The organism is Bradyrhizobium sp. USDA 4452, from assembly GCF_054063575.1.
In genome coordinates this window covers 7,122,149-7,148,748 of record NZ_JBSSGK010000001.1, presented here as the reverse complement: position 1 = coordinate 7,148,748, position 26,600 = coordinate 7,122,149, and the positions used below count along the sequence as shown (strand labels likewise).

The 26,600-nt window shown below is 64.3% G+C and carries 25 protein-coding genes; 11 read left to right on the top strand and 14 right to left on the bottom strand.

What is annotated here, in order from left to right; all coding sequences use genetic code 11:
- Positions 1–337 precede the first annotated feature (337 nt).
- Positions 338–904, top strand: coding sequence for an FAD/NAD(P)-binding protein (locus tag ACVISU_RS33530; RefSeq protein WP_456709793.1), 567 nt, complete (start codon positions 338–340; stop codon positions 902–904).
- A gap of 20 nt (positions 905–924) precedes the next feature.
- The gene (locus tag ACVISU_RS33525; protein ID WP_456709792.1) at positions 925–1,734 is read left to right on the top strand and encodes an FAD/NAD(P)-binding protein; all 810 of its coding nucleotides are present in this window, start codon (positions 925–927) and stop codon (positions 1,732–1,734) included.
- On the opposite strand, the gene ACVISU_RS33520 is transcribed toward ACVISU_RS33525, so the two are convergent.
- Both ACVISU_RS33520 and ACVISU_RS33515 read right to left on the bottom strand, forming a co-directional pair.
- Positions 1,731–2,528, bottom strand: a complete 798-nt coding sequence (locus tag ACVISU_RS33520; protein WP_050405331.1) for a MetQ/NlpA family ABC transporter substrate-binding protein — start codon at positions 2,526–2,528, stop codon at positions 1,731–1,733. The two genes, ACVISU_RS33525 and ACVISU_RS33520, sit on opposite strands and share 4 nt — an antisense overlap.
- Positions 2,529–2,562: 34 nt before the next feature.
- On the bottom strand, positions 2,563–3,888 hold the full coding sequence (locus ACVISU_RS33515) for an O-acetylhomoserine aminocarboxypropyltransferase/cysteine synthase family protein (protein ID WP_456709791.1): 1,326 nt from the start codon (positions 3,886–3,888) through the stop codon (positions 2,563–2,565).
- 401 nt (positions 3,889–4,289) lie between these two features.
- Here ACVISU_RS33515 and ACVISU_RS33510 point away from each other — a divergent pair, with 401 nt between their 5' ends.
- A complete protein-coding gene (locus ACVISU_RS33510) occupies positions 4,290–5,693 on the top strand; it encodes an LLM class flavin-dependent oxidoreductase (protein ID WP_456709790.1) in 1,404 nt (467 codons plus the stop codon).
- A gap of 19 nt (positions 5,694–5,712) precedes the next feature.
- Here ACVISU_RS33510 and ACVISU_RS33505 read toward each other — a convergent pair whose 3' ends face one another.
- The 5 genes from ACVISU_RS33505 to ACVISU_RS33485 all read right to left on the bottom strand — a co-directional run bounded on the left by ACVISU_RS33505 (position 5,713) and on the right by ACVISU_RS33485 (position 10,324).
- Positions 5,713–6,495 carry a MetQ/NlpA family ABC transporter substrate-binding protein gene (locus ACVISU_RS33505; protein ID WP_050405205.1) on the bottom strand — a complete coding sequence of 261 codons (783 nt, stop codon included), beginning with the start codon at positions 6,493–6,495 and terminating at the stop codon, positions 5,713–5,715.
- A gap of 61 nt (positions 6,496–6,556) precedes the next feature.
- Positions 6,557–7,222: a methionine ABC transporter permease gene (locus tag ACVISU_RS33500; RefSeq protein ID WP_456709789.1), complete on the bottom strand. Its 666-nt coding sequence runs from the start codon at positions 7,220–7,222 to the stop codon at positions 6,557–6,559.
- Positions 7,212–8,333 (bottom strand): methionine ABC transporter ATP-binding protein, encoded by a 1,122-nt coding sequence (locus ACVISU_RS33495; protein WP_456709788.1) that lies wholly within the window; start codon positions 8,331–8,333, stop codon positions 7,212–7,214. The genes ACVISU_RS33500 and ACVISU_RS33495 overlap by 11 nt, the downstream gene beginning before the upstream one ends.
- Positions 8,334–8,378: 45 nt before the next feature.
- Positions 8,379–8,699 (bottom strand): 4Fe-4S dicluster domain-containing protein, encoded by a 321-nt coding sequence (locus ACVISU_RS33490; RefSeq protein ID WP_050405202.1) that lies wholly within the window; start codon positions 8,697–8,699, stop codon positions 8,379–8,381.
- Entirely contained in the window at positions 8,696–10,324 is a 1,629-nt protein-coding gene (locus tag ACVISU_RS33485; RefSeq protein ID WP_456709787.1) for an FAD-dependent oxidoreductase, read from the bottom strand. Before ACVISU_RS33485 ends, ACVISU_RS33490 begins: the two co-directional genes overlap by 4 nt.
- A gap of 314 nt (positions 10,325–10,638) precedes the next feature.
- On the opposite strand from ACVISU_RS33485, the gene ACVISU_RS33480 reads away from it, so the two are divergent.
- Complete coding sequence (locus ACVISU_RS33480; protein WP_456709786.1) at positions 10,639–11,979, top strand: LLM class flavin-dependent oxidoreductase; 1,341 nt, start codon at positions 10,639–10,641, stop codon at positions 11,977–11,979.
- Positions 11,980–11,983: 4 nt separating this feature from the next.
- On the opposite strand, the gene ACVISU_RS33475 is transcribed toward ACVISU_RS33480, so the two are convergent.
- Positions 11,984–13,072 carry an LLM class flavin-dependent oxidoreductase gene (locus ACVISU_RS33475; protein ID WP_456709785.1) on the bottom strand — a complete coding sequence of 363 codons (1,089 nt, stop codon included), beginning with the start codon at positions 13,070–13,072 and terminating at the stop codon, positions 11,984–11,986.
- 260 nt (positions 13,073–13,332) lie between these two features.
- Between ACVISU_RS33475 and ACVISU_RS33470 the strand changes: the two genes are divergently transcribed.
- Genes ACVISU_RS33470 through epsC form a run of 3 tightly spaced genes read left to right on the top strand, consistent with a single transcriptional unit; the run spans position 13,333 to position 16,158 of the window.
- Positions 13,333–14,562: an acyl-CoA dehydrogenase family protein gene (locus ACVISU_RS33470; RefSeq protein ID WP_456709784.1), complete on the top strand. Its 1,230-nt coding sequence runs from the start codon at positions 13,333–13,335 to the stop codon at positions 14,560–14,562.
- Positions 14,563–14,601: 39 nt separating this feature from the next.
- Positions 14,602–15,174, top strand: coding sequence for a flavin reductase family protein (locus ACVISU_RS33465; RefSeq protein WP_456709783.1), 573 nt, complete (start codon positions 14,602–14,604; stop codon positions 15,172–15,174).
- 18 nt (positions 15,175–15,192) lie between these two features.
- A complete protein-coding gene (epsC, locus tag ACVISU_RS33460; RefSeq protein ID WP_456709782.1) occupies positions 15,193–16,158 on the top strand; it encodes a serine O-acetyltransferase EpsC in 966 nt (321 codons plus the stop codon).
- Here the strand turns inward: epsC and ACVISU_RS33455 are convergent.
- The 5 genes from ACVISU_RS33455 to ACVISU_RS33435 form a co-directional block, all read right to left on the bottom strand.
- The gene (locus tag ACVISU_RS33455; RefSeq protein WP_456709781.1) at positions 16,155–17,021 is read right to left on the bottom strand and encodes an ABC transporter permease; all 867 of its coding nucleotides are present in this window, start codon (positions 17,019–17,021) and stop codon (positions 16,155–16,157) included. The genes epsC and ACVISU_RS33455 overlap by 4 nt on opposite strands.
- The gene (locus ACVISU_RS33450; RefSeq protein WP_456709780.1) at positions 17,014–17,874 is read right to left on the bottom strand and encodes an ABC transporter ATP-binding protein; all 861 of its coding nucleotides are present in this window, start codon (positions 17,872–17,874) and stop codon (positions 17,014–17,016) included. Before ACVISU_RS33450 ends, ACVISU_RS33455 begins: the two co-directional genes overlap by 8 nt.
- Positions 17,871–18,914: an ABC transporter substrate-binding protein gene (locus tag ACVISU_RS33445; RefSeq protein ID WP_456709779.1), complete on the bottom strand. Its 1,044-nt coding sequence runs from the start codon at positions 18,912–18,914 to the stop codon at positions 17,871–17,873. Before ACVISU_RS33445 ends, ACVISU_RS33450 begins: the two co-directional genes overlap by 4 nt.
- Positions 18,915–18,942: 28 nt before the next feature.
- Positions 18,943–19,872 (bottom strand): TauD/TfdA dioxygenase family protein, encoded by a 930-nt coding sequence (locus ACVISU_RS33440; protein ID WP_456709778.1) that lies wholly within the window; start codon positions 19,870–19,872, stop codon positions 18,943–18,945.
- Between the two features lie 110 nt (positions 19,873–19,982).
- On the bottom strand, positions 19,983–21,419 hold the full coding sequence (locus ACVISU_RS33435) for an FAD-dependent oxidoreductase (RefSeq protein WP_456709777.1): 1,437 nt from the start codon (positions 21,417–21,419) through the stop codon (positions 19,983–19,985).
- Here ACVISU_RS33435 and ACVISU_RS33430 point away from each other — a divergent pair.
- The 4 genes from ACVISU_RS33430 to ACVISU_RS33415 all read left to right on the top strand — a co-directional run bounded on the left by ACVISU_RS33430 (position 21,418) and on the right by ACVISU_RS33415 (position 24,957).
- A complete protein-coding gene (locus tag ACVISU_RS33430) occupies positions 21,418–21,651 on the top strand; it encodes a hypothetical protein (RefSeq protein ID WP_456709776.1) in 234 nt (77 codons plus the stop codon). The genes ACVISU_RS33435 and ACVISU_RS33430 overlap by 2 nt on opposite strands.
- Positions 21,652–21,825: 174 nt before the next feature.
- Positions 21,826–22,641 carry a class I SAM-dependent methyltransferase gene (locus tag ACVISU_RS33425; protein WP_456709775.1) on the top strand — a complete coding sequence of 272 codons (816 nt, stop codon included), beginning with the start codon at positions 21,826–21,828 and terminating at the stop codon, positions 22,639–22,641.
- Between the two features lie 28 nt (positions 22,642–22,669).
- A complete protein-coding gene (locus ACVISU_RS33420) occupies positions 22,670–24,010 on the top strand; it encodes an LLM class flavin-dependent oxidoreductase (protein ID WP_456709774.1) in 1,341 nt (446 codons plus the stop codon).
- Positions 24,011–24,456: 446 nt separating this feature from the next.
- Positions 24,457–24,957: a nucleoside deaminase gene (locus ACVISU_RS33415; protein WP_050405190.1), complete on the top strand. Its 501-nt coding sequence runs from the start codon at positions 24,457–24,459 to the stop codon at positions 24,955–24,957.
- A 111-nt stretch (positions 24,958–25,068) separates the two neighbouring features.
- Here the strand turns inward: ACVISU_RS33415 and ACVISU_RS33410 are convergent, their stop codons facing one another.
- Positions 25,069–26,163, bottom strand: coding sequence for a hypothetical protein (locus ACVISU_RS33410; RefSeq protein ID WP_050405189.1), 1,095 nt, complete (start codon positions 26,161–26,163; stop codon positions 25,069–25,071).
- Between the last annotated feature and the right edge of the window lie 437 nt (positions 26,164–26,600).

Genomic DNA, 26,600 nt, shown 5'->3' with positions numbered 1-26,600 from the left:
TTTTAGAGAGACGACTATTCGACGGAGGTTTTATGCGTCTCGCATCCTCTTGGCTCCGCACCCTCGGTCACATGACCCGACAACTGCAGCGGTGGCGCAGGAAGCTCGCCCGCGCCGCAAATCCCGATGGGCAGCGCGATCCACGCGAGATCTTCCTGTTCGGGCCGCATGGCTAGTTGAGCCGACCGCGCAGGGCGCGCTGCGTTTCGGCTGACGCGCGACACTTGCCGAAGACGCATGCGACCACCGATCTCGCCGTGGCCGCCTGTCCACGTTTGCGAACGTTGATCGTTGGCTCTGCACGCCTCGTGCAATCGACTGGTCGGTGGAGGACAGCATGACTGATGCTGCTGGACGGCATGTCATCATCGTTGGCGGAGGCGCCAGCGGCGTCCTGCTGGCGTATCAATTGCTGCATCAATCATCGTGCGATCTCCGCGTCACGTTGATCGAACAGCGTCCGGATATCGGTCGCGGCATCGCGTACCACACCGGAAATCCCAATCATCTGCTCAACGTTCGCGTTGCGAATATGAGCGCGCTACCGGACCAGCCGGATCATTTCTGGCGTTGGCTGCTCTCACACCAGGACGAGGTGCCGCTCTGTCCTGACCCCTATTGCTTTGTTCCCCGGCGGGTCTACGGGGACTACATCGCCAGTCTGCTGGAGCAAGGAGCGCCCAATTGCGCAGACGGGCAACGACTCACGATCGTGCGCGGGACCTGCGTCGATGTCAGTGAGGACTCGGACCGGGCGACTGTCGCGCTGGACGACGGCCGCAGCCTTGTCGGCGATACCGTCGTGCTTGCCACCGGGCACGACATGCGCGCAGCAACCCTGGGCACGCAGATCCCTGGACGCCGCCGTCGGCCGCTCCCGTCGATGCCGACGCGACCGTCCTGATCCTCGGCACCGGCCTCACGATGGTCGACTACGTCCTCTCGTTGCTGCGTGATGGACACCGCGGGCCTATCATTGCGATGTCGCGACGCGGCCTGCTCGCCACGCCGCATCGTCGGGTCGATCCCGTTCGTATCGCCGAAACTGACGTTCCGTTCGGTGCCAGCGTCAGTCAATTGACGCGCTGGCTCCGTGCACGTGTCGAGCGGCATGCCGCCGAGGGCGGCGACTGGCGTGGTATAATCGACGGGCTCAGGCCCTACACTCAACGGCTATGGCGTGAGCTCCCCTTGACGTCGAAGCGCCGCTTTCTCGAGCATGCGCGAGCCTGGTGGGACGTGCATCGGCACCGGATGGCGCCGGGAGTCGAGGCCCGCATCACCGGCGCGCTCTATCATGGACAGCTCAGCCTGATTGCGGCAAAGGTGATCCAAATCGAACCGAACGGTGCCGGCGCTGCGGTCACATATCGCCTGCGCGGGGACGCCGAAACCGGGCAGTTGCAAGTCGGTGCCGTCGTCGACTGCACCGGCATCGTGAAGGATCCACGTGCCACGCCCAATCCGGCCGTACGCAGCCTGTTTCAACGGGGCCTCGCCTGCGTCGACCCGCTCTGCATCGGCATCGAGACCGATCCCGATTGCGCAATCGTCGATCGTGAAGGCGTCCCGTCGCGCCGCCTGTTCGCGGTGGGTCCGCTGACCCGCGCGGCGTTCTGGGAGATCATTGCGATTCCCGACATCCGCAATCAGTGCGCCGAACTCGCTGCCCTGCTCTCCCGTACCGAGGAAACAGGGCAGCCCCCGCTCCGCCGTGAACTGACGCGCGCCTAGCTGCTGAAGCCGGCCGGAATGAATGCCGGCAGCTTGTCCTCGATGAATTTCTTCACCTCGGGCGAGTCGAAGACCTGGATGAAGGCCTTGAGGCGCGGATCATCCTTCTTGTCCGGCCGCGCCGTGAAGCGCAGCACCAGCCCGTCATCCACCGTGCGATCGATCAGCAGCGCCGATTTCGGATCGCCGCCCGCCGGGATCAAATAGGTGATGTTGACGAGTGCGAGCGTGACGTCGTCGAGCGAGCGATAGGTCTGCGCCGGATCGAGCTCGACGATCTTCAGATTCTTCGGGTTCTCGATGATGTCGAAGCGGCTCACCGCAAAGCCCTTACCCGGCGTCAGCTTGATCAGGCCGGCCCGCTCGAGCAGGATCAATCCGCGCGCACCGTTGAGCGGCTCGTTCGGGATCGCGACGCTGTCGCCGGATTTGATCTCGTCGAGTGACTTGATCTTCTTCGAGAACAGCCCGACCGGTGCGATCACGCCGACCTTGTCGACCTGGACCAGATTGAAGCCGCGCTGCTTGTTCTGGATCGCAAGATAAGTGCCATGCTGAAACAGGTTGGCGTCAACGTCGCCGCTGTTGACCACCTCGTTCAAGGCGACCCAATCGGACAGCTCGACGACCTTGACGTCCTGCCCCTTCTCCTTGGCCAATTTGGCGGCAAACGCTGCAAGCTGGCCGACCGGACCGGCGCTGGTCGCGATCTTGAGTGGTTCGTCGGCGACGGCGCTCGCCGTCAGGGCAAGGACAACGCCCGCCGCTTGCGCCAGGCGCAACAATGTCTTCATCATCTCGATCCTGTTTCGATTGTGCCAAGTTTGATCACGCCGCCTTGCGGGCGCTGCTGCCTGCCTCGGCCTGAGCCAATGCCTGAACGAGGTCGGCGATGATGTCGTCAGGGTGCTCGATCCCGACCGAAAGCCGCACATAGCCGGGCGTGACGCCGGCCGCGATTTGCTCCTCGCCGGTAAGCTGCTGGTGGGTGGTCGAGGCTGGATGGATCGCGAGCGACCGCGCATCGCCGATATTGGCGACATGATAGAACAGCTTCAGCGCATCGATGAAGCGGCGACCGGCCGCGACGCCCCCCTTCAACTCGAAGCCGACCAGCGCGCCATAGCCGCCTTTCAGATAGGTGTCGGCGCGGCGGCGATTCTCGCCATCCTGCAGTCCCGGGAAGATCACATGGGAAACGCTGGGGTGCCGGGCCAGGAATTCCGCCACCTTGATGGCATTCTCATTGTGCTGGCGCAGCCGCAGCGGCAGCGTCTCGAGCCCCTGGATGAACTGGAAGGCGTTCTGCGGCGCGATCGCAGCGCCGAGATCGCGCAGCAGCTTGACACGCGCGCGCAGGATGTAGGCGATCGGACCGAGCGGCTTGGCCGCCTCCGTCCAGATCGCGCCGTGATAGGCGGCGTCCGGCTGCGTCAGCAGCGGAAAGCGCTCGGCATGCGCCGCCCAGTCGAAATTGCCGCCGTCGATGATCGCGCCGCCGATCGACGTACCGTGGCCGCCGATATACTTCGTCGTCGAGTAGACCACGATGGCGGCACCATGCTCGAACGGACGCGAGATCAACGGCACCGCCGTGTTGTCGAGGATCAGCGGCACGCCGAGCGAGCGGCCGATATCGGCCACTTCCCTGATCGGGAACACGTTGAGCTTGGGATTGGGCAGGGTTTCGGCAAAATAGGCGCGGGTCTTCGCATCGGTGGCGCGACGGAAGTTCTCCGGATCGGCCGGATCGACGAACCGCACCTCGATGCCGAACTGCTTCAAGGTTTGCGACAGCAGCGTCCAGGTGCCGCCATAGAGATCGGTCGAAGAGACGATGTTGTCGCCGGCCTGGGCGATGTTGAAGATAGCAAACGCCGAGGCGGTCTGGCCCGAGGCGACCGCGAGCGCGCCGACACCGCCTTCCAACGCCGCCAGCCGTTCCTCGAAGGCGTCCGCCGTCGGATTCTTGATCCTTGTGTAGATCTGCCCGATCGCCTCCAGCGCGAACAGCCGCGAGGCATGGTCGGTGTTCTCGAACTGGAACGAGGTGGTCTGATAGATCGGAACCGCCACCGCACCGGTCGTGGGATCGGACCGGTAGGACCCGCCATGCAGGGCGAGCGTCTCGAGATTCTTCGTTTCGACCGGCATTTCAAACTCTCCTGAGATCGGTGAACCACGCGCTGCAAGTTGCGGAATGATGCGCAGCGACTTTGCTGCTGTCGAGATGTCCAGGAAAATAGCGATGGACGTGCTGACGTCTCGCGGACGACATCCCGAATTTTTCCGACGGAACATCCCGCACGACGGATTTGTTTCGCATGCGGGCGGCCGGTGCCGGCGCGCGAGATCGCGGATCACACAGTGCAGTGACCGCCGGCGATCCGAGCTGCATGAACGCATAGACCCGGCCCGCACGCATCAATGAGCGTAATGTGCTGTCCGATAATTACGCTGCAGCAGGATTTTTGCGCAGAACGTTCGAATAGAAAACAAAGTCGCGCAGGCAAACTGTTACGGTGTCGCGACACGATCACTGTCGGGACAGGTCGATGGCAAAATCGAAAGAGCTTCGCTTCAACGCGTTCAACATGATGGCGCCAAGCCACAACTGGGCCGGCCTGTGGTCGCATCCGCGCGACACCTCGCTCGACTACAACTCGCTCGATTACTGGGTCAATTATGCGAAGACCGCCGAGCGAGGACTGCTGGACGGCATCTTCCTGGCTGACGTCTTCGGCATCTATGACGTCTACGGCGGCAATCCGGACACAGCGCTCCGCCACGCTGTTCAATTGCCGAATGCGGAACCGACCCTGCTGGTCTCTGCCATGGCGCTGGTCACCAGGCATCTCGGTTTCGGCATCACGTCCAACCTCACCTATGAACACCCTTACCAGCTCGCGCGACGCTTCTCCACGCTCGATCATCTCACCAACGGACGGATCGGCTGGAACATCGTGACCGGCTATCTCGACAGCGGCGCCCGCGGCATGGGCCTCGACGCCAACCGCGCCCATGACGAACGCTACGAGGCGGCGGAAGAATTCCTCGCTGCCAGCTATAAGCTATGGGAAGGCAGCTGGGAGGACGACGCGGTGCGCCGGGACCGCGCGGCTCGGATCTTCACCGATCCTTCCAAGATCCATCGCGTCCACCATGAAGGGCCGCACTACAGGGTCGACGGCATTCACCTTGCGGAGCCCTCCCCGCAACGCACGCCGCTGCTGTATCAGGCCGGCACCTCGAAACGCGGCCGCGCCTTCGCGGCACGGCATGCGGAGGCCATCTTCCTCAACGGGCAGACCAGGCCAATTCTCGCCCGCGCGGTCCGCGACATCAGGAGCGCCGCAAAGGAGTTCGGGCGCGATCCCTATGATATCCGTCTGTTTGCCGGCGCGACCGTGATCGTCGCGCCGACCCGGGCAGAAGCGGAAGATCTGCTCGCCGAATATGCCGCACATGTCGACCAGACCGGGCAGCTCGCGCTGCTCTCGGGCTGGACCGGCATTGATTTCTCGACCTATCGCCCCGACCAGGCGGTGAAGTATGTCGAGAGCAACGCGATCCAGTCGATGGTGGAGAACTTCACCGTGCGGAGCGACCGCCCGGTCAGGGTCGGCGACCTTGCGACGCTGAGCCGCGTCGGCGCGCGGTCCCCCTTCGTGGTCGGCTCGCCGCAGGATGTCGCGGACGAGCTGATCGCCTGGGCGGACGACACCGATGTCGACGGCTTCAACCTGTTCCGCCTCGTCGCGCCCGAATCGCTCGACGCCTTCGTCGACCTCGTGGTGCCGGAACTGCAATCACGCGGCGTGTACAAGACGGCCTATCGCGAAGGCACGCTGCGGGAAAAGCTGTTCCCCGAACGCGGGCCGCGCCTTCATGCCACGCATCCCGGCGCGGGCTATCGGCACCTGCCCTCGAACGCAGTTCGCTCCGACGCTGCCGAATAAGGTCGGGGCCCTGCCGCGGCTACCAGCTCGGCAGCACGGCGCCCTTGAATTTGGTCAGGACAAACTCCTTGACCTCAGCCGTGTGATAGCTATCCACGAGGATCTTGACCCACGGCTTGTCCTTGTCCGCGGCGCGAACCGCGATCAGGTTGACGTACGGCCCCTTCGGGTCCTCGCGCAGGATCGGGTCCTTGACCGGATCGAGTCCGGCCTGAGTCGCATAGTTCGTGTTGATCACTGCGGCATCGACATCGTCGAGCGCACGAGGCGCCTGGGCCGCATCGACCTCGACGAATTTGAGCTTCTTCGGATTGTCCGTGACATCCAGAACTGTCGGCTTGAACCCGACGCCGTCCTTCAACTTGATCGCACCCTTGTCGCGCAGCAGCAGCAGCGCTCGGCCGCCATTGGTCGGATCATTCGGGATCGAGATCTTGCCGCCGTCCGGAATCTCCGTCCAGCTCTTGTGCTTCTTGGAATAGATGCCGATCGGAAAGTTGACCGTCAGCCCCGCCGACTCGATCTTGTAACCGCGATCAGCCTTCTGGTTGTCCAGATAAGGCTGGTTCTGGAACGAATTGGCCTGGATATCGCCGGCGTCGAGCGCAGCGTTCGGCACCACATAGTCGGAGAATTCGACAAGCTGGATGTCGAGCCCGTTCTTTGCCGCGATCGGCTTCACGGCCTCGAGGATTTGCGCATGCGGCCCGGGCGTCACGCCGATCTTGATGGTCTCCGCCACGGCGGACGCCGACCAGAGCGTGAGCACGCTGGCGAACGCAAGAATGGAACGAAAGGACATTTGGGTCTCCACAGGAATTATCAGTATTGAAAAAAGAGCGCCGAACAGATCGTGACGAGTTTCAGCGATGGCGCAGGCGGCGGTTGACGCGGCGAGCCAGAAAATCTCCGGCCGTCTGCACCGTCTGCACCAGCGCGATCAGGACGACGACGACCGCGAGCATCATTTCGGGCATGAAGCGCTGGTAGCCGTAGCGGATGCCGAGGTCGCCGAGTCCGCCGCCGCCGACCGCTCCGACCATCGCCGAATAGCCGAGCAGGCTGACGACCGCGAGTGTCAGCGCAAGCACGAGGCCCGGCAGCGCTTCCGGAATGAGAACTTTGAGGACGATCTGCAGCGGGCTCGCGCCGAACGACGACGCGGTCTCGATCAAGCCGGCATCGACCTCACGGATCGCGCCCTCGACCAATCGCGCAATGAACGGCATCGCGGCGATGGTCAACGGCACGATCGCGGCGCCAGAGCCAATCGAGGTGCCTGCGATCAGGCGCGTGAACGGGATGATCGCGACCACGAGGATGATGAACGGCGTCGAGCGTGTCGCATTGACGATGATGCCCAGCACGCCGTTGACCGCCGGCGCAGCGAACAACTCCCCCTTGCGGCTGGTGGCCAGGAAGACGCCGATCGGAAGCCCGAACGCGGTGGCGATCAAGGCGGCGATCGACACCATGAACAGGCTCTCGCCGGTAGCCTGAATGATCAGGTTGATGAGTTCACGCGACATAGCCGAGACGCTCCGCCGGGAGGTTGTTCTGGGAGAGATACCGCGCCGCCTTGTCGGCCACGGCCTCGCCGCCGGGAATGCCCAGCGACAGCGAGCCGACATGTTGACCGCCGATCTCATCGATCCGGGCCGACAACAGCGCGACGTCGATCGCGAGCTCGCGCGCAAGGCGGGCGACGATGGTGTCGCTGGCATCGGCACCGCGGACCTGGACGCGAATGACAGCGCGACCGCCAGCAACCGGTCGTGGCTGCAGGCGGCTCGCAAGCGACACCGGGACGCTGTCGCCGATCACCTCGGAGAGGAATGCCTGCGTGACGGGATGCGCGGGATGCGTGAAGATGTCGGCGACGTGACCGCGCTCGACGATATGACCGCCGTCGATCACCACGACTTCCTTGGCGAGTTGACGCACCACCGACATTTCGTGGGTGATCAGGACGATGGTGACGCCAAGCTCGCGATTGATGTTGGCGAGGAGATCGAGGATCGAACGGGTCGTTTGCGGATCGAGCGCCGACGTCGCCTCGTCCGACAGCAGCACGTTCGGTCGCGTCGCCAGCGCACGGGCGATGCCGATGCGTTGCTTCTGGCCGCCCGACAGCTCGGACGGGTAGCGATCATATTTGTCGGCGATGCCGACCAGTTCGAGCAGCTCGGCGACGCGGAGCGCAATGTCGCGCCGCGACCAGCCCGCAATCTCGAGCGGCAGCGCGATATTGTCGGCGGCCGTGCGCGACGAGAGCAAATTGAAATGCTGGAAAATCATGCCGATCGAGCGCTGCGCCAGGCGCAGATCGCGGCCCGAAAGTCCGGAGATATCGCGGCCGTCGACGACGACACGGCCGCTCGATGGTTTCTCCAGCCCGTTGATCAGCCGCACCAGGCTGGACTTGCCGGCGCCGGAACGCCCGATCACACCGGTGATCGAGCCACGCGGAATTGCGAAGTCGATGTCCTTCAGCGCCTGCACGCTCGGCTTGTCACGGTAGGCCGGGTAGGCTTTCGCGACCTGCTCGAACCGGACCATGGCATCGGCCGCGGTGCGCGGATGCGCCAATGGCGACAGCGTCTCGACAGGTTCCCCCGTCAGGGATTGATGCACATTCATTCAGTCAGTCCATAAGGTCGTCTTGGTCGCGACGCGCGCGGCGCCTCAGTGACCAAAGAGCAGATAGCTGCGGTCGACGCCGCGACGCTCGCTGGTCTCATCGGTCCAGCCCACGGCCCGGCGATAGCTGCCCATCCTGTCCGTTTGCTTGAGCGCAACGAGGTCGATCGGCTGCGCCTGATCCGCAAAGGGCGAAACATAGAGCGCATCCTCGGGACAATAAAGCTCGCAGAGGAAGCAGGTCTGGCAATCGCCTTGCCGCGCGATTACCGGAATTCCGTCCGTCTTGTCAAACACGTTGGTGGGGCAGACGTTGACACAGATATCGCAGGACGTACAGCGCTCGCCGTCGACAACCTCGATCACTCCGCAGCCTCCGCATAACTGGCGTCGGCATGGGGCCGGGCCGAGGTCCAGATCTCGTCGAGGCCACCGGTCGTCACATAATGCCGCTGCCGGCTGTCCTGGTCGGGGAAGTCGTCCCGGCGATGCATGCCGCGGCTTTCCTGACGGGCAAGCGCGCTGCGGTACATCCACCGCGCGGTCGCCAGCATCGCTGCAGCCTCGCGCGCCTGCACGATGTCGGACGCGCCGGCGGCGTCCGCTTCCGACACATCGCGCCATGCGGCGTCGAGGCGCCCGAGCGCGCCCTGCAATCGCGATGCCTCGCGGAAGTAGTTCAGCTCGTACGGGAAGACCTCGGCCTGAACGGCCCTGGTCAGCGCAGCCGGCGCGAATGCACGGCGCGGCCGGCTTCGAAATGCCAGGGTGCCCGCGGACGACAATTTGCGCCCGGCAGCCGATCCGACCTGGGTGGCATAGTCAGCGGCGCCCTGCCCTGCCCAGGCGCCCGATGACATCGCCCAGGCGGCGTTGTGGCTGCCGCCGCCGGTGAAGCCGCCGCAGATCAGTTCGCGCGCCGCCGCATCGCCGGCGGCATAGAGCCCCGGCACGCTGGTGGCGCAACTGTCGTCGACGATACGAAGGCCACCGGTCCCCCTGACGGTCCCCTCCAGCCGCAGCGTGACCGGAAAGCGGTCCTTGAAGGGGTCGATCCCGGTGCGATCGAACGGCAGAAAGAAATTCGGCTGCGATACGCGCATATGACGCCGCACTTCATCATCCGCCTTGTCCAACCGGGCATAGACCGGACCCTCGAGCAGGGCCCGCGCAATCGCCGATCGCCCGCCCTTCGACGCCGCGCCGGGCACCACGCTGCCGTCGTCATAGGTGAAGCTGGCCCAGCCGTAGAACAACGTCTTGGTCACCGAGCCGAACGCCGGCGAGATCGCGTAGGGGTTGGAGAACTCCATGCTGCTGAATTCGGCACCGACCTCCGCCGCCATCAGATAGCCGTCGCCGGTTAAGACGTTCGATCCGAGCGTCTTGCTGAGGAATGCGCAGCCGCCGGTGGCGATCACGACCGCCTTGGCCCGCACCGTCCAGCGATCCTGCTTCTGTCGCCGCACGCCGCTGGCGCCGGCGACGGCCCCGTCGTCGTCGACGAGCAGTTCGAGCGCCGGGCTGTGGTCAAGAATGGTGACGCCGGCCTGCTTGGTGCGCTTGCGCATCAGGCGCATGTATTCGGGGCCCTGCAGCGAGTTGCGCTGCGACCTGCCGCGGTCGTCGACCGGATAGGGATATCCCCAATCGGCGAGGCGATTGCTGTGCTGATAGGTGCTGTCGAGCACGCGCGCCATCCAGCGGCGATCCTGGAGATAGCCGCCCATCTTCTCGCGATTGGCCATCGCGGCCTCACGCAACGCCGGATCCGGATCGACATACCAGACGCCCGTTCCCGCCGCGGCGGTGGCGCCCGAGGTGCCGCAAAATCCCTTGTCGGCGAGCACCACCCGCGCGCCGCGCTCGGCAGCGCCGACCGCAGCCCAGGTCCCCGCCGGGCCGCCGCCGATCACCAGGACGTCGGCCTCGAACGCGACCGAGCCTTCAGGCGCGGACACCCGTTCGGCGCGATGAGTTGGCTTCGACATGATGGAAAGCTCCGGGCGGATCGGTCGCGGCGCGAGGCGCTCCATGAGACATCGTTGCGCGCGCCAGCCCGACTGGCAATTTCAGATATTTGCACAGAGTTGGACGAAGCTTTCACCCACCTTGCTGGACAAAGAAGATTCGTGTCGTCGCATGCCGGATGTTGCGTCAGCGGTGAACAACGCGACACGAGCTTGCGCACAAGGCACGCCGGCGGGGACGGAAATTTCTTTTTGCTGGCTCCGCGCCGCGATGCGTTTTCGCGCGCGCATCATGCGGATATCTAGCGACACGCATCATCGCAGAGACGGCCGCCATGTCCCATCGCCAGCTTCACCTCAACGTCAATCTTCTGCATTCCGGCGTCTATGCGTCGGCCTGGCGGCTGCCCGACAGCGACCCGCGCGCCTGCTTCGACGTCGGCCATTACGTGCGCGTCGCGCAGATCGCGGAACGCGGCAAGCTCGATGCGATCTTCCTCGCCGACACGCCCGCCATCACCGACCGCATCGACTACCGCTCGTTCATGTCGCTGGAGCCGACCATCGTGCTGGCAACCGTCGCGGCCGCAACCAGCCATATCGGGCTGATCGCGACGGCATCGACGACCTACAATGAGCCGTACAACATCGCGCGCCGTTTCGCGACGCTGGATCTGGCGAGCGGCGGCCGCGCCGGCTGGAATGCCGTGACCACGGCGGACGCCGCAGCCAGCCGCAACTTCGGCCTCCCGACCGTACTCGAGCACAAGGCGCGCTACGACCGCGCCAAGGAGTTCGCCGAAGTCGTCCACGCGTTGTGGGACAGCTGGGAAGACGACGCCTTCGTCGGCGACAAGGAGGCGGCGCGCTTCGTCGACACGACGAAGGTCCACCCGATCGGGCATCGCGGCACCCATTACAGCGTGGCCGGCCCACTCAACGTGCCGCGTTCGCCGCAGGGACGCCCCGTCACCGTTCAGGCCGGCGGATCCAGCGACGGCCGCGACCTCGCCGCCGCACAGGCCGAAGCGGTGTTCACGCTGGCACAAACTATCGACGAAGGCGTCGCCTATGCGCGCGATCTGCGTGCCAGGGCTGCCGCATACGGCCGCGCTGGAAGCTCCATCGTGATTCTGCCGGGACTCGCGACGGTCATCGGCAGCACCGAAGCGGAAGCCAAGCGACGGCAAGACGAGCTCTGGGAATTGGTTCCGATCGAATACAGCCTTGCGCGGCTGGCTGGCACATTGCAGGTCGATCCAGCGATCCTCGAACTCGACAAGCCCCTGCCCGATCCGCTGCCACTGCCGGCCAACGCCAACCACACCATGTTTCAGGGAACGGTGAACATCGCGCGCCGTGGCAAGCTCACCGTCCGTCAGTTGCTGCGCGCGCTCGGTGGCGGTGTCGGCCACCGGATCATCGTCGGCACGCCCGAGCAGATCGCCGACGACATCGAAGCCTGGTTCAAGGCGGGCGCGGCCGACGGCTTCAACCTGATGCCGGACGTATTGCCCACCGGATTGGAGGTGTTTGTCGACACCGTGGTGCCGATCCTGCAGCAACGGGGGCTGTTCCGGCGCGATTACGCGGGGGCCACCCTGCGCGAGCATTTTGGGTTGCCGCGGCCGGTGAGCCGTTTTGCGCGACAACCGCCGACCGCCACGAGCGCCTGACGCGTCAGCGCGCGCCGGCCGGAGGTGACAGCCTGTCAGCGGCGGGTGCCTGTGCACGAACGCGCGGAATGATCTCCTTTGCAAAGCGCTCCATCTCGGCCTCGAACGGCTGGAATTGCAACATGAAGAGCTCGATGCCGACGGCATGGAAGCCCTGGATGCGAGCCGCCACCTCGTCATAGCTACCGACCAAGCCCGCGGCCGTCCCGCCATTGCTGCCAACCCGCGCAGATTTCTGCATGGTCTGCATCATCACGACCTTGGGATCGGTGTTCTGCTTCTGGATCGCCTTGATCGGCGCATCCTTTCTGGAGAGATCGAGCAGCCGCTCGTAAGCCACCTCCGCCTCGGCCCGGGTCGGGCGCGCAATCACGAAAGCGGAGAGCCCGAAGCGAAGCGGAGCCGTGGCCCGCGGCCGCGCGGCCACGTCGGCAATCAGGCAGGCGACGTCGTCAAGCGGCTGTCCATTGATGAACCAGACATCGCCGTGATCGGCGACCAGGGCACGCGCAGGCTCGGATTCGCCCCCGACATAGATCAACGGTCGCGGCCGATAGAGGCTGCCCGGCCGCAACACGTAGTCCCTGATATCGAAATGCTCACCCTTGTAGGTCAGCCGCTCGCCCTGCATCAGACGCGACACCACGTTGATCCACTCCCGGCCGTAGGCGTAGCGGGCGTCATGCTCCGCGAAGCCGATGCCGGCCTTGTCGAGCTCGGGCCGGTTCCAGGCATTGACCAGATTGATCGCGAAGCGGCCGCGGCTGATGTTCTCGATCCCGAGCGCAAGCTTCGCCAGCACCACCGGATGATAGAGGTAGGGCTTGATGGCGGCGATGATCTCGATCCGGCTGGTCAGCGCGGCAAGTGCGGCGGCGGCGCTCCAGGCTTCGAGCTGATCAAGATCCTCCTGATGGGGATTGATGGTGTGCTGTGCGATGAGCGTGGAATCGTAGCCGAGGGCCTCGGCCGTGATCACGAGGTCGCGATTGCGCTCCCATGATGCATCATAGGGCTCCTCGGGATCCTGATAGGCAGCGCGCGAGCCGTGCACCAGCGCCCAGATGCCGAAGCGAAGCGGTCGTATCGTCATTGCCGATCTCCGAATTGCGCCTTGTTGCTCCGCTTTTCAGCAAGACGCGGCCGGAGATCAAGCAACGTCACATCAAAAGATTTTCCTTGCCGCGCCACCCGCGCAGACAAATCAGAAAACTCCAAACCTCACGACAATTGAAATACCGCTCTATTTCTGTTGGCGAAAAATCGTGGGACAGTTTGCGGCATCTTAACGATGCCGGTTCGACCACAATCGAATGCGCAACAGAGCAAGATCATCATTCCAGGCCGAGATCCATGAACAAGCCCGTATCCGCCACCTCCCTGCAGCCGTCCGATCGCCTGGATAGCCAATCCCCCGACATCGATGCGCTGCTGAGCCGTATCGCCGAGGCGGCAGGTCAGCGCGAGCGCGAACGTATCCTGCCATTCGCCGAGGTCGATCTCATTCGCAAGGCGCGTCTCGGCGCATTGCGGCTTCCGGTGGATGTCGGCGGCGCGGGCGCGTCGATCCGCACGCTGTTCGAGCTCGTGATCCGGCTCGGCGCCGCCGACGCCAACGTCGCGCATATCCTGCGCAACCATTTCAGCGTGGTCGAACGGCTGGTGCGTCGTCCCCAGGACGAACAGCACCGGCAATGGCAGAAGGCCGTCGCCGACGGCGCGATCATCGGGCTCGCAGCCACCGAACTCGATACCCCGAAAGTCGGCAATGTCACGCCGAACACCACACTGACCGCCGATGGCGACGACTATCTGCTCAACGGCACCAAATACTACAGCACCGGCACGCTCTATTCGGACTATGTGCTGGTGCGCACGGCCGATACGGCCGGCGCCAATGCGGCGGTGCTGATCCCGGTCAACCGCGAGGGGATCGAGCTGATCGACGATTGGGACGGGCTCGGCCAGCGGCTGACCGCAACCGGCACCACGCACTTCCGCAACGTGCGCGTCAAGCGCCAGGAGGTGGTGTTCGACGCCCCTGACACCGGCTACGGCATTCCCTACGCCAACACATTCGCGCAACTGTTCCTGACCGCGATCAACGCCGGTATCGCGCGCGCGGTGTTGCAGGACGCAGCCGAATTGGTGCGGTCGCGCAAGCGCACGTTCTACTACGCGCCGAGCGAGGTCCCGGCGGACGACCCGTTGCTGCAGCAGACCGTCGGCCAGATCGCCGGCGGCGCATTTGCGGCCGAGACCGTCGTGCTCGCGGCGGCGGAGGCGCTCGACGCCGCCACCGATGCGTTCGACGCCGGCGATACCGGTGCAGTCGACGCCGCGCACAGAGCCGCGTTGCTCTCGGCAAAAGCCAAGATCGTCGCCGATGAGCTCGCGATCCGCAGCGGCAGCCTGCTGTTCGATGTCGGCGGCGCGTCCGCCACCAAGAAGGCGACTAATTTCGACCGCCACTGGCGCAACGCGCGGACCCTGGCGTCGCACAACCCGAACACCTTCAAGGCCCGCTCGATCGGGCAATATGAGATCAGCGGCACGCCGCTACCCGCCAAGGGCTTCTTCTGATCGGAGGCGGATCCGGCGGCGGCAAAAGGGAGAGACCCGATGAGCAAGCCGGACATCCATTTGGTCGACGCGGATCACGAGATCGAGCTGCAGTTTCGGCTGGTGATGCGCCGCCTCGCCGGTGGCGTTTGCGTCATCACGGCGGGAAGCGGTGATGACATCACCGGGATGACTGTCACCTCGCTGACGTCGCTGAGCGCCTCGCCGCCTCGGCTCCTGGTCAGCATCAACCGGCAGACCTCCTGTTTTGAGCCGATCGCCCGCCACCGGCTATTCGGCGTCAACATCCTCGGCTCGGACCAGCAGGCGCTGGCGGAGCGGTTCAGCAACAGCCGCCTGAAAGGCAGACAGCGTTTCGACGGAACGGCCTGGATCCCGGGTGCTTCCGGCGTCCCGCTGCTACAACATTCGCTGGCCACGGTCGAATGCCAGGTCGAGGAGATCATCGAACGGCACTCCCACGGCATCATCGTGGGTCGGCTGTCCAGCATGGACGTCTCGCACCGCCTGTCCGGCCTCACCTACTGGAACGGACGATATGTGCAGATCGATCACGAGGCCGACCTCGATCTGCTTGCTGAAGTCAGTATCCAGCTGGCCCACGTCCGCTAGGACAAGGAGAGGCACGCCATGAAGCGCGAACTGCCGCCACAGTCGCCACCATCGTCGGCCGGCGTTGCCGGCAGCCCGCCGGGCCGCTGGCAGCTCGACCGGATCGTTGCCGAACTGCGCGTCTCCAGGGAAGAGACCCACAGCATCAGGCGGGACGGCGATCCGCGCCGCGCCCCATCGCGCGATGCGCTGGAAGCGATCCTGGACGGCCTGACCGAGGCGCTGTTCCCGCGGCACTACGGCCAATCGGATCTCGACGGCGAGAACATCGACTATTTTGTCGGCAACACCTTGAGCATCGCGCTGGATTCGCTCAACGCGCAAATCCACCGCGCGGCGCTGTTCGTCGGCGACGAGCTCGAGCCGGGCTTCCAGCGCCATGACGCCGTCGAACTGACGCGCGCGTTCGCTGCGCAATTGCAGCAGGTGCGCGGGCTTCTCGTCAACGACCTGCGCGCGGCCTTCGTCGGCGATCCGGCGGCGCGAAATTTTCCTGAGATCCTGATCGGCTATCCCGGCATGACCGCGATCATCCACCACCGCCTCGCCCATCTCCTGTACCGGCTCGGGGCGCGGCTGGTGGCTCGCCTGATGGCGGAGATCGCGCATACCCGGACCGGCATCGATATTCATCCCGGCGCCAGCATCGGCGCGGGCTTCTTCATCGATCACGGCACCGGCGTCGTGATCGGGGAAACGGCGATCATCGGCGACAATGTCCGCATCTACCAGGCCGTCACGCTCGGCGCGCGCCATTTCCCGACCGACGACGAAGGCAGCCTGATCAAGGGCGACGCCCGTCATCCGATCGTCGCGGACGACGTGGTCATCTATGCCGGCGCCACCATCCTGGGCCGCATCACGATCGGCCGCGGTTCGACCGTCGGCGGCAATGTCTGGCTGACCAGGGATGTCCCGCCGAACAGCGTGGTGACCCAGGCCACCGCGCGGAACACGCCGGGCGGCGGCAACCCCTCCTCCTAACCAGCCGCCGGCTGCTTCCAGCGCATGAAATGCCGTTCGATCGCCTCGAGAACGGCATTGAAGGCCAGACCGATCACCGTGATTCCGAAAATGCCGAAATACATCTGTGGGATCAGGAAGCTGTACTGGCTGTTGATGATGAGATAGCCGAGGCCGGCCTTGGCGCCGACCATTTCGGACGCCACCAGCACCAGCATGGCCGATGCGCTGGCGAGGCGAATGCCGACGAAGATGGTTGGAAGCGCGGCCGGCAGGATCACCTTGCGGAACAGCTGCTGCGGCGTAGCGCCCATGGTCCGCGCCGACTTGATCAGCAGCGGATCGACCTGCTGCACCGCAGCAATGGTGTTGAGCAGCAGTGGCCAGGCGCAGCTGTAGATCACCATCGTGATCTTGGACAATTCGCCGATCCCGAGCAGCAGAATGAACACGGGCAGCAGCGCCAGCGGCGCCGTGTTACGGCAGATCTCGATGAACTGGTTCAGGAGATCGCCGAGCCGAGTGTACCAGCCGACGACGAGGCCGAGCGGGACAATCAAGACAACCGAGATCAGAAATCCGCTCAGGGCGCGCAGCAAGCTGGCGGAGACGTCGTCGTAGAGTTCGCCGGTTTGCGCAAGCTGCCAGCCGGCCGCGATCACCTCCGAAAATGGCGGCAAGAACACGGCATCGATCAGCCCGAGCCGCGGCACCGCCTCCCAGGCGGCCAGCAGAGCAATCAGCAGCAGCGAACGGCGACCCGCGGTGGCCAGCCGGCGAAGGGCGACGCGCATCCGAACTGCCGCCGATGCCTGGCGGTCCGCGCCGGTCTCGCGCCGGCCATAGCCGAGCTCCAGCAGGGTCAACATCTCCAGACTAGACATGCGCCTCCTCCTCCACCTCGCGACCGGCGCGACGCGCGTCGCCCGACAACTGTCCCTGCTGGGCGTTCTGCACTTCCTCGCGCAGCAGGGTCCAGACCTCATGCCTGACGCGGCCGAACTCCGGCAGCGAACGCACATCCTCGGCCTCGCTGCGCAGCACGTCGGGGATTTCGATCACCTGCTTGATCCGGCCCGGGCGCGATGTCATCACCGCGACGCGCTGACCGAGCACGACCGCCTCGTCGATGGCATGGGTGATGAAGACGATGGTCTTGCCGGTGGCGCGCCAGATCCGCAGCAGCTCGCCCTGCAGCGTCTCACGCGTCTGTGCATCGAGCGCAGCGAACGGCTCGTCCATCAGCAGCACCTCCGGGTCATAGGCGAGGCTTCGCGCGATCGCGACGCGCTGCTTCATGCCGCCGGAAAGCTCGTGCGGATAGCGATCGGCAAAGCCGGACAGCCCGACCAGATCGAGGAAATGCCGCGCGACCTCGCGCCGCTGCCCGGCCTTCAGGCCGGCGATGTCGAGCCCAAACTCGACATTCTGCGCTGCGGTCCGCCAAGGAAACAGCGCGTATTGCTGGAACACGATGCCGCGATCTCGTCCCGGACCGCCGATCGGCCGGCCATCGAGCAAGATAAGGCCGCTGGTCGGCGCCGTCAGTCCGCCCAGCAGATCGAGCAAGGTCGATTTACCGCAGCCGCTCGGTCCGACGAGAGCGAGGAATTCGCCAGCACGCACATCGAGCGTGATGTCTTCCAGTGCAGTGAAGCAACCCGCCGGGCGGCCGCCTTCGCCCCGCGTGACGAATTCCTTGCGGACCTGCTCGAAGCGGATCTTGACCGGGCTCATCGCGCCTCCGCCGTCTTGCCGGGACGGAAATAGTTGAACTCATTCGTGTAGGTGTCGGACGCCCTGATCTGCCCCGGTTTGAACAGCCCGTCCTTCACGAGCCAATCGATCCACACCTGGATCTCGGCGTCTGAGATCACACCGCCTTTGCTCGCGACACCGGTGCTCTTCCAGTACTTGATCGTCGAGCCATCCTCGTTGCGCTTGCGTTCCGCGATGATCTTTTCGAACCGGGCCCGCACTTCTTCCGGCGGCGTGGTCTGTGCCCACTGGATCGCGCGCGAGATGCCTTCGACCAGCTTGCGTGACGCATTGGGATTGTCCCTGATGAACTTGTCCCGCAGCACATAGGCGCCGCCGGTGAACTGGCCGAACAGATCGATATCGTTGAACAGCGAATGGATGCCGCCCCGCTCCAGCGCCTTGTCGCGCAGCACGCCGCTGAGCGTACTCACCTCAACCTGCCCCTGGCGCAACCCCTGCTCACCCGTCACCGGCGGTATCGCCACCAACGTCACCTGCCTCGCCTCGCCGGCGCTGAGGCCGTTCCGCGCCAGATATTCGCGGAGCACGAATTCGAGGTGGGCGCCCAGCGTATTGACCGCAACCTTCTTGCCGATCAGGTCGCGCGCCGTCTTGATCGGGCTGTCGTCCTTGACGAAGTAGCCCTGATAGGTGTTGGCGTCGGAGCCGTAATAGCCGATCACCGCCTTGATCGGTGCCTTCGCCGCGATCAGCTTGAGGATTGCGCCATAGAACGCACCGCCGATATCGGTATCGCCGGTGACGACGGTCTGGATGTCCTGCGGCCCGCTGATGGTGTTGCCGACCCATTTCAGCTTCAGCGGCGCGAGATAGCCGAGGTCTTCGGCGAGCTCGGTGAACGTTACCTGACCGGCCCAACCCTGGTAGCGAATCTCGGTCTTTTCGAGCGGCGGCTCGGCAAGGACCGGGGCCGCCAGCCCGAGCGCCACGGCGCCGGCCAGCACGAACCGCGCGGCGAAACGCCGGGCGCGCAGGATTCGGATCAATGCATTCATGTTCGCAACTCCCCTCGATCCGGCTAGATCATGCCGCCTTCGCGGCCTGCTGCTTCGGCGCCTTGATGCGCGTCACGCTGTGGCGACCGTCGATCGATACCGGAACTTCGCCGTCGATCGTGGCACGGCGCACCACGCGGTGCTGATCACCATAGTCGTTGACCGCATAGTGCTGGGTCGCGCGATTATCCCAGATCGCGACGTCGCCGGCCTTCCAGCTCCAGCGCACCGTGTTCTCCGGCGCCGTGATATGCGACTGGAACAGGTCGAACAGCTTCTGGCCGTCGTATTTCGGCAGACCGACGAAGCGCTGCACGAAATTGCCGAGCACCAGCGTCCGCTCACCGGTCTCGGGGTGAACGCGCACGACGGGATGATCGGTCTCGTAAATCGTGCCGGTGAACACTTCATCGAAATGCTTGCGGTCGGCCTCGCTTGCCCGCGCCTTGACGGCATAGTCATAGGCGTTGCTGTGCACGGCCCAAAGCTCGTCCGCGAGCCGCTGCAGCGGCGCCGGCAGGTCGAGATACGCCGCGGCCGTATTCGACCAGATGGTGTCGCCGCCATAGGGCGGAATCACCACCCCGCGCAGCACCGAGATCTTCGGATAGGCATCGACGAACGTCACGTCAGTGTGCCATTGGTCGGCTCGGCCGCCGCCGCGTCCCGAATCCAGCTCCAGGATCGACGACGTCCCCTTGATCGCGCCGACCGTCGGATGCGGCACCAGTCTGCCGAGCCGCACCGCAAAGCGTTCCTGCTCGGAATCGTCGAGATGCTGCTGGTCGCGGAAGAAGATCACCTTGTGCTCGAGCAGCACCTGGTTGATGGCGCGGATAACTTCGTCGGACAGGTCACCCGACAGCCGGACATTCCGGATCTCTGCTCCAAGCCGCGCCGCACGCTTGATGATATCAGCGCGCGGAATGACGTTATCGATGACAGTCGTGTTGCTCATGATCGTGCTCTCACCGCGATCTTCCACACAAGGCTCCGCCATGCGCCGGTCGCGGTAACGACGGCGGAGACAAACAAACCGGCTTTGCAAACCTACTTGATGGTGTGGCTCTACTCGGCCGCGACGTGCTCCGGTGGGCGCCAGACCGCCCGAGCATAAAGCTCGGCAGCAAAATCTTCGGCGATCGGTCCATTGATGCGCGCCTCGTGCGCCGCCAGATCGGCCAGGAACAGATCGCGACTGATCCGCGCCACGACAGCGGGAATGTCGCGCTTGAAGCTCGGGACATCGCCGACCGGCAGGCCGAAGCTGACGAAGGCTGCCGGGTTGAAGACATGGATATTCTTCAGGAACGGCGCGCGACCGGGCTCCCTCTCCAGATATTCATGGCCCGATCCCAGATAGGGATACGCCGCGAGAGTCTCATCCCTGTCCTGGTCACGCGGCGTGAAGCGGTCGCGCCACAGCAGTATCTCATCCGCAAAGTCGCGAAGCTCGGTCTGCGCGCCGAGATCCACGGCATATCCGGTACCGGCGATGGCAAAGTCGAAACCGAATTCGCCCTGCGGCGTCACCGCGACGGGACGCCCGCCCTCGAGCCGCACAGCCTGCCACGGCGCGCCGAGATGGAGATGGAAATTGGGAAACGCGACGGCGCGCGAGATCGCATCTGGCGGCGGGGTCGAACCTGCTTCGCGGAAGCGGATCGCCTGCTGCCAGCGCAGGGCATCCGGCAAAGCCCCGTAATTGTCGTAGGCGCCCGGATAACCGCGGATCCGGATCACCGGAAGCGAGGCCAGCGTCTCGCGCCGCGCATAGAGGTGGACGTCGCGCGCTCCGGCTTCCAGCGCGACGGCAGCGGCATCGAACGCCGACGCGGCGCTTCCAATCACCGCCACCGATCGGCCTCGGAGCGACCTGAAGTCGATCCTCTCGGAGGTATGAGCATGAATGTGTTTCGGCAGATCGCGCAGCGCATCAGGAATGACGGCGCCGCCACTTCCTGCAAAGCCGGTCGCAAGCACAAGTTTTCGCGCAGTCTCGACCGTGATGCGACCGCCCTGCTTCAGATGCAGCCGCAGATGCTCCCCCGCCGGCTCAATCCGGACCAGCCGCGTCGCGTAACGAACCGCTACACCGGTGACCCTGCGGTACCAATCGAGATAGGCCGCCCAATCGAACCGCAGAATGCGGTCGAGCGCATCATAGGCGGCTGCACCGTAGCGCGCCTCATACCACGCCTGGAACCCGAGACCGGCCAGACCAAGCTCCGGACCCGGCAGGGACTTCGGCGTCCGAAGCTTGTGCATGCGTGCACTCGTCAGCCACACGCCCGACTCAGCCACGCCGGCCGCAGCATCGATCACCGAGACCTTGCCGATCCCTGCCCGCCGAAGCGCGAACGCAAACGCCGAGCCGGATTGTCCACCGCCGACGACGACCACATTATGATCGATCCCGTCCAGATCGGGCACCCAGTTTTGCGGATCGGGTCCGATCAGGCGCAAGGCCTCACGAGCAACACTGTCGGGGTCGGACTGCGGCATGACGATCGGCCTCGCTTTGACAATGCAAATCGTAAAAGCGATCGATCGCCAGTCAATGAAACGAAACCAGCTTTGTTTTCCGCGGCGAGCAATGATCGCTTCGCGGCCGACGCAGCCGTTGAAATATTTGCGACGATCGTCGCTTTCTCCGCCGTTTCAGCGCGCAAGACCGGAACAGCTGAAGCGCCCGACACGCAAGAACGGCACGAACGAGCCGCTGATTTCTTCGTGACGGAGGCACTCGTCTATGATCGTCGATCAACTCACAAGCTTCATGCTGGCATTTGATACAACAATGCAAGTTCATTTCATCGACAGGCTTGCGATCACCGACGTAGAGTCCGAACGTCGCTCGCACGCGAAGTGCACATAGCGCTGCCATCATGAACGATAGGACACGCCGCAGATGAGTGGTGTCATCAGCCTCGAACACGATACGCCTGAGCTGGCTCGCTCCTATGACGAGGCGGGGCTGGTTCAGTTCCGTCACGGCAAGTTCCTGATCGGACCATTGGCGATCAGGACCGGCGAGCATGTGCTCGATATCGGGACGGGCACCGGCCGGCTTGCCGAATTCGTCGCCGGCCTGGTCGGACCGAATGGGCGGGTGATCGGCATCGACCCGCTCCCCGGCCGCATCGAGATCGCGCGACTTCGGCAGTCGGATCATCTGCAATTCCACACCGGCCGGGCCGAAGACCTCGCAGGCTTCGACGACGGCCAGTTCGATGCGGTCTATCTCAACAGCGTCTTCCATTGGGTTGCCGACAAGCGCGGCGCCTTGCAGGAAATCCATCGCGTGCTCAAGCCCGGCGGCCGCCTCGGGCTCAACGTGCAGGACCCGTCCCGCCCGCATCAGTCCCGCGTGCTGCTGCGCCAAGCCATCGCCGAGGCCGGGTTCGCCGATCATCGCCAGGATTCCAATCCGGTGCTCGGTCTGACCGACGATGGACTCAGATCACTGTTCGCCGCCGCCGGCTTTGCCGGCTACCGCAGCGAGCTGCGCACGCTGACCGAGGTGCATGAGGACGTCAATTCGCTACTCCGATGGTCGGAAGCCAGCGCCTTCGGCAACTTCCTCGAGGCGTTCTCAGCGTCTGAACGCGAACAGATCCGCGGCGTGTTTGCCCGCCTCGTCGAAACGAAACGAACACCGGAAGGGCTGCCTCTGGAGCGCTACTTGCGTTTCGCGTTTGCACACAAGCCGTCAACCGGCAACTGACCACCCCAACATTCCGCGAGCCGCAGGCATGAGCGATCGACAGCTGTCTCTCAATCTCTTTATCTATCCGGGTGGCCATCACGAGGCGGCCTGGCGCTACAAGGGCTCCGCCGCGGAGCGGATCCTCGACGTCACCTACTACCAGGAGCTGGCGCAGAAGGCCGAGGCGCACAAGTTCGACGCGATCTTCTTTGCCGATGGGCCGGCGCTCGCCGATAACGTCCGCTACGCGCAGCGCTTCCGCTTCGAGCCGATCACCTGGCTTGCCGCCATCGCGGTCGCGACCCGACGCATCGGCCTGATCGCAACCGCCTCGACGACCTACACCGAGCCTTACAACCTCGCGCGTCTGTTCGCCTCGCTCGATCATCTCAGCGGCGGCCGGGCCGGCTGGAACATCGTGACGACGAGCACGGCGCAGGCGGCACAGAACTTCGGCCTGCCCGAGCATCCTCCGCATCATGAACGCTACGAGCGGGCGCGCGAGTATCTCGATGTCATAACCAAACTGTGGGACAGCTGGGAAGACGACGCACTGATCAACGATCCCGTCGCCGGCGTCTTCGCCGACACTGACAAGATCCACGCCATCAACCACGCCGGAAAGCACTTTCGCGTCCGCGGCCCGCTCAATATCTCGCGGACACCGCAGGGACGGCCGGTCTATGTGCAGGCTGGCTCGTCCGACGATGGCCGCGCCTTTGCCGCACGCTTTGCCGAAGCTATTTTCACGGCACATCAGACCCTGGCGAGCGCCCAGGAGTTCTACGCCGATATCAAGCGACAAGCCCGTGCCTACGATCGCAGTCCCGATCAGATCAAGGTCCTCCCGGGCATCAGTCCCTTCATCGCCAGTACGCAAACTGAGGCGGATCGGCTGCAGGACGAGTTCAATGAACTGATCCAGCCGGAATATTCACTGACCCAGCTTCGCCAGATGATCGGGCTCGATCTGTCCGGGTTCGACCTCGACGGCCCGTTCCCGCGCCATCTGATCGACACCAGCGCTGCGCGCGGCGTGGCCAGCCGCTTCAAGCTGGTGGTCGACATCGTCGATCGCGAAAAGCCGACGATCCGCCAACTCGTCCAGCGCCTGGCCGGCGCCCGTGGCCATTGGGTGATTGCAGGCCCGCCGGAGAAGATCGCCGACAACATCCAGACCTGGTTCGAGAACGGCGCCGCTGACGGCTTCAACGTCATGCCGCCCTGGCTGCCCGGTGGCTTCGACGTGTTTGCCGAACAAGTCGTCCCGATCCTGCGCAGGCGCGGCCTGTTCCGCGACGACTACGCCGGCACGACACTGCGCGACCATTATGGCCTGCACCGGCCGCCAAGCGCCTTCTCCAGTTCCATCCAAGCGATCGCGTGATCGGCTGACGTTCGCCAATCGGAGAGAATCGGCGCACGCGACGCGTTTAGCCGTCGACCGCGACCGCTGCATCGGATCTCCAGTTGGTTTTCGTCCTGTCGGAATTAGGCGATAGCGGTTTGGGGCTGCCCGGAAGGATGACGCCTCGCGGGTCGAGCCGCTGGAACGCAACCGCCTTTACTGCTCGGCGGACTTACGGCAATTGCTTCATATCTTCCGCATAGCGCTCCCGATAGGGCTCCGATTCACGTCGTCCTGGCGCTGGTTATGATTCTCGTGCCGGAGGCCCGGCAAAGACGTCACGGATCGGACGAGGCCACGGGAATGGTGTAGACCTGACTTCGCGCGCGTCTCGATCGTCGTCCCAAACCACGTCCTCCGTGATGATGGCGAAGGTCGGCCCGTCGGGCCACCGCGCGGAAACATGAGCGGCAAGGAGATTGCGTATGAGCGAGACGGACCGCCCGAGCCATTCGCGAGACGACGAGAGCTTTCTCAGGCACTCGTTCGCGGTTGCGCGCCGTGCGATCGGCAATGGCAATCACCCCTTCGGAGCCGTCCTCGTCGATCGCGATGGCAACGTCCTGCTCGAGGTGGAGAATGGCTTCATGCCGTCGCGCGACGGCACGGCCCATGCCGAGCGAATGCTGTCGACCCTCGCATGCACGACGTTGCCCGCGGCTGTCCGGGCGCGCGCGACGCTGTACTCATCCGCCGAGCCTTGTGCCATGTGCGCCGGCGCGATTTACTGGGCGGGCATCGGCCGCGTGGTCTACGGACTGAGCGAGCAACGCCTGCGCGAACTGACTGGCAATCACCCCGACAATCCGACGCTCGATCTGCCCTGTCGCAACGTATTCGACAGCGGTCAACGCAAGACCGAGGTCGTCGGTCCGTTGCTTGAGGACGAAGCCGCGATCGTGCACGAGGGCATCTGGACCCGATAGTCGCGCAACGATCCCGCCGGCCGGCATCCCGCCGTGCAGGAAGGGGGAAAGTGGCGCCGCGGTGTGTCGCGGCGCCACGAGGCGATCCACCCGTGGAACGGGTCGGGTGGATCAGAATTTCACCGAGATGCCGGAATAGAGCGATTCCTCGGTGCAGGAATGGTTGCTGACGCCCGGGGCGACGTTACAGACGGTGCTCTTGGCGTGGTCGAGGCCGAACTTGTTCTGCCAGTAGCGGTAGGCGACCCAGACATCCACGAAGTGGGAATACTTCGGACCCCAGAACGCCTTGCTCGCGTCGAAGGTTAGACGGATCGGCTCGGAGTTGAGCTCCACCGCCGTGTTGACGTTGGTGACCGGATTGAACGCCATCGGCTCGTTCTCGGTGCCCTTCTTGCCGTACCAGCCGGCGCGGCCGCTGATCGAGAAGTACTGCATGTTCTCGGGCAGGAAGCCGAGATCCATGTAGTAGTTCACTTCGACGGCCCAGGTCGGCTTGAACTTGGTATTGCCGTCGGTCAGGCAGGTCACGCCGGGCACGCCGGGGCCAAACAGACCGCACTGGTCGAACGCGTTATGATTGGCGAACTCGTAATACATCAACGGCGACACGTTGATGTAACCCTTGTAGGGAAGGTTGAACTCGAACTGGAGACCGGCGACGACGTCGCGCTTGGCGGGCGCGAGGAAGTTGTTCTCGGTGTTGGCATCCATGCCCACTTCGAACGAGATGTTGTTCAGCGGTCCCATGCTGAACGCCTTGGTGTTGAAGATCTGGTTCCAGCCGAAGGTCGAGCGGAACAGGCCGTAAATCTCTGTAGCGCCGGCGCAGGTTGCTGGAGCTCCGGTGATGGTCACGCCGACATTCGAACACGGCGACGCCGGGTCGTTGTGGTCCGACTTGTACATCGAGATGGTGAAGAAGTTCTGGCCGTAGGCCCAGATGTCGAAGTGCGTGAACGAATAGACCTGCTTGGCCGTCTTTCCGTTGATGCTGCCGTCGGGACGGACGGAAAATACGCCGGGATCGGTGCCGGAGAAAATGTAGGAGTAGGTCACGCGATCATCGATGACCAAGAAAAACGGCAGGTCGGCGGGCGGCTTGGGCGCCTTGACCGGCAGGTCAGCGGCGCTCGCGAGATTGGCGGCCGGTACCAACCCCAAAGCCAGTATAGCGGCCGACAGAATTCGGCGAATGTTGAACATCGTGAAAGACCCCCAGAGTGAAGCGCAAGGAGTTCATGCTTCCACGAGAGCGTTGCGCAGCTTCGGGGCGAACGGGAAGCCTGAAGTTTTTCCACGTGCTGACGCGTGTTTGATCAACAGCTTCCGCGAGATCGGCGCAGCCTGACGGATTTTAGGCGGGTTGATGGCCGCCGGATCTGCTGTCAATCGCACCCGGAAATTTCATATTGTGCCCATCATTGCTTGATTATCGCGACATTTCCGCGCACCGCGGAAAGCGTGGCATGCGGGCGCAAAGTCCGTCGGAAGCGCGCAATGACGCCCTGCTCAACTTCGCGTCATCGTTGACTGCCCCCAATTCGAATTGGGTCGACAGTCGCATTTTTGCAACATTTCTCTCCTGGGTGGGCGAGGCCGAAGACTCCGTAGATTTGCGGAAATGGCTCAGTTTTGCCGAA

Coding starts and splice junctions, on each gene's coding strand:
- ACVISU_RS33530 (WP_456709793.1), top strand. CDS start 338: ATGACTGATGCTGCTGGACGGCATGTCATCATCGTTGGCGGAGGCGCC.
- ACVISU_RS33525 (WP_456709792.1), top strand. CDS start 925: ATGGTCGACTACGTCCTCTCGTTGCTGCGTGATGGACACCGCGGGCCT.
- ACVISU_RS33520 (WP_050405331.1), bottom strand. CDS start 2,528: ATGAAGACATTGTTGCGCCTGGCGCAAGCGGCGGGCGTTGTCCTTGCC.
- ACVISU_RS33515 (WP_456709791.1), bottom strand. CDS start 3,888: ATGCCGGTCGAAACGAAGAATCTCGAGACGCTCGCCCTGCATGGCGGG.
- ACVISU_RS33510 (WP_456709790.1), top strand. CDS start 4,290: ATGGCAAAATCGAAAGAGCTTCGCTTCAACGCGTTCAACATGATGGCG.
- ACVISU_RS33505 (WP_050405205.1), bottom strand. CDS start 6,495: ATGTCCTTTCGTTCCATTCTTGCGTTCGCCAGCGTGCTCACGCTCTGG.
- ACVISU_RS33500 (WP_456709789.1), bottom strand. CDS start 7,222: ATGTCGCGTGAACTCATCAACCTGATCATTCAGGCTACCGGCGAGAGC.
- ACVISU_RS33495 (WP_456709788.1), bottom strand. CDS start 8,333: ATGAATGTGCATCAATCCCTGACGGGGGAACCTGTCGAGACGCTGTCG.
- ACVISU_RS33485 (WP_456709787.1), bottom strand. CDS start 10,324: ATGTCGAAGCCAACTCATCGCGCCGAACGGGTGTCCGCGCCTGAAGGC.
- ACVISU_RS33480 (WP_456709786.1), top strand. CDS start 10,639: ATGTCCCATCGCCAGCTTCACCTCAACGTCAATCTTCTGCATTCCGGC.
- ACVISU_RS33475 (WP_456709785.1), bottom strand. CDS start 13,072: ATGACGATACGACCGCTTCGCTTCGGCATCTGGGCGCTGGTGCACGGC.
- ACVISU_RS33470 (WP_456709784.1), top strand. CDS start 13,333: ATGAACAAGCCCGTATCCGCCACCTCCCTGCAGCCGTCCGATCGCCTG.
- ACVISU_RS33465 (WP_456709783.1), top strand. CDS start 14,602: ATGAGCAAGCCGGACATCCATTTGGTCGACGCGGATCACGAGATCGAG.
- epsC (WP_456709782.1), top strand. CDS start 15,193: ATGAAGCGCGAACTGCCGCCACAGTCGCCACCATCGTCGGCCGGCGTT.
- ACVISU_RS33455 (WP_456709781.1), bottom strand. CDS start 17,021: ATGTCTAGTCTGGAGATGTTGACCCTGCTGGAGCTCGGCTATGGCCGG.
- ACVISU_RS33450 (WP_456709780.1), bottom strand. CDS start 17,874: ATGAGCCCGGTCAAGATCCGCTTCGAGCAGGTCCGCAAGGAATTCGTC.
- ACVISU_RS33445 (WP_456709779.1), bottom strand. CDS start 18,914: ATGAATGCATTGATCCGAATCCTGCGCGCCCGGCGTTTCGCCGCGCGG.
- ACVISU_RS33440 (WP_456709778.1), bottom strand. CDS start 19,872: ATGAGCAACACGACTGTCATCGATAACGTCATTCCGCGCGCTGATATC.
- ACVISU_RS33430 (WP_456709776.1), top strand. CDS start 21,418: ATGACGATCGGCCTCGCTTTGACAATGCAAATCGTAAAAGCGATCGAT.
- ACVISU_RS33435 (WP_456709777.1), bottom strand. CDS start 21,419: ATGCCGCAGTCCGACCCCGACAGTGTTGCTCGTGAGGCCTTGCGCCTG.
- ACVISU_RS33425 (WP_456709775.1), top strand. CDS start 21,826: ATGAGTGGTGTCATCAGCCTCGAACACGATACGCCTGAGCTGGCTCGC.
- ACVISU_RS33420 (WP_456709774.1), top strand. CDS start 22,670: ATGAGCGATCGACAGCTGTCTCTCAATCTCTTTATCTATCCGGGTGGC.
- ACVISU_RS33415 (WP_050405190.1), top strand. CDS start 24,457: ATGAGCGAGACGGACCGCCCGAGCCATTCGCGAGACGACGAGAGCTTT.
- ACVISU_RS33410 (WP_050405189.1), bottom strand. CDS start 26,163: ATGTTCAACATTCGCCGAATTCTGTCGGCCGCTATACTGGCTTTGGGG.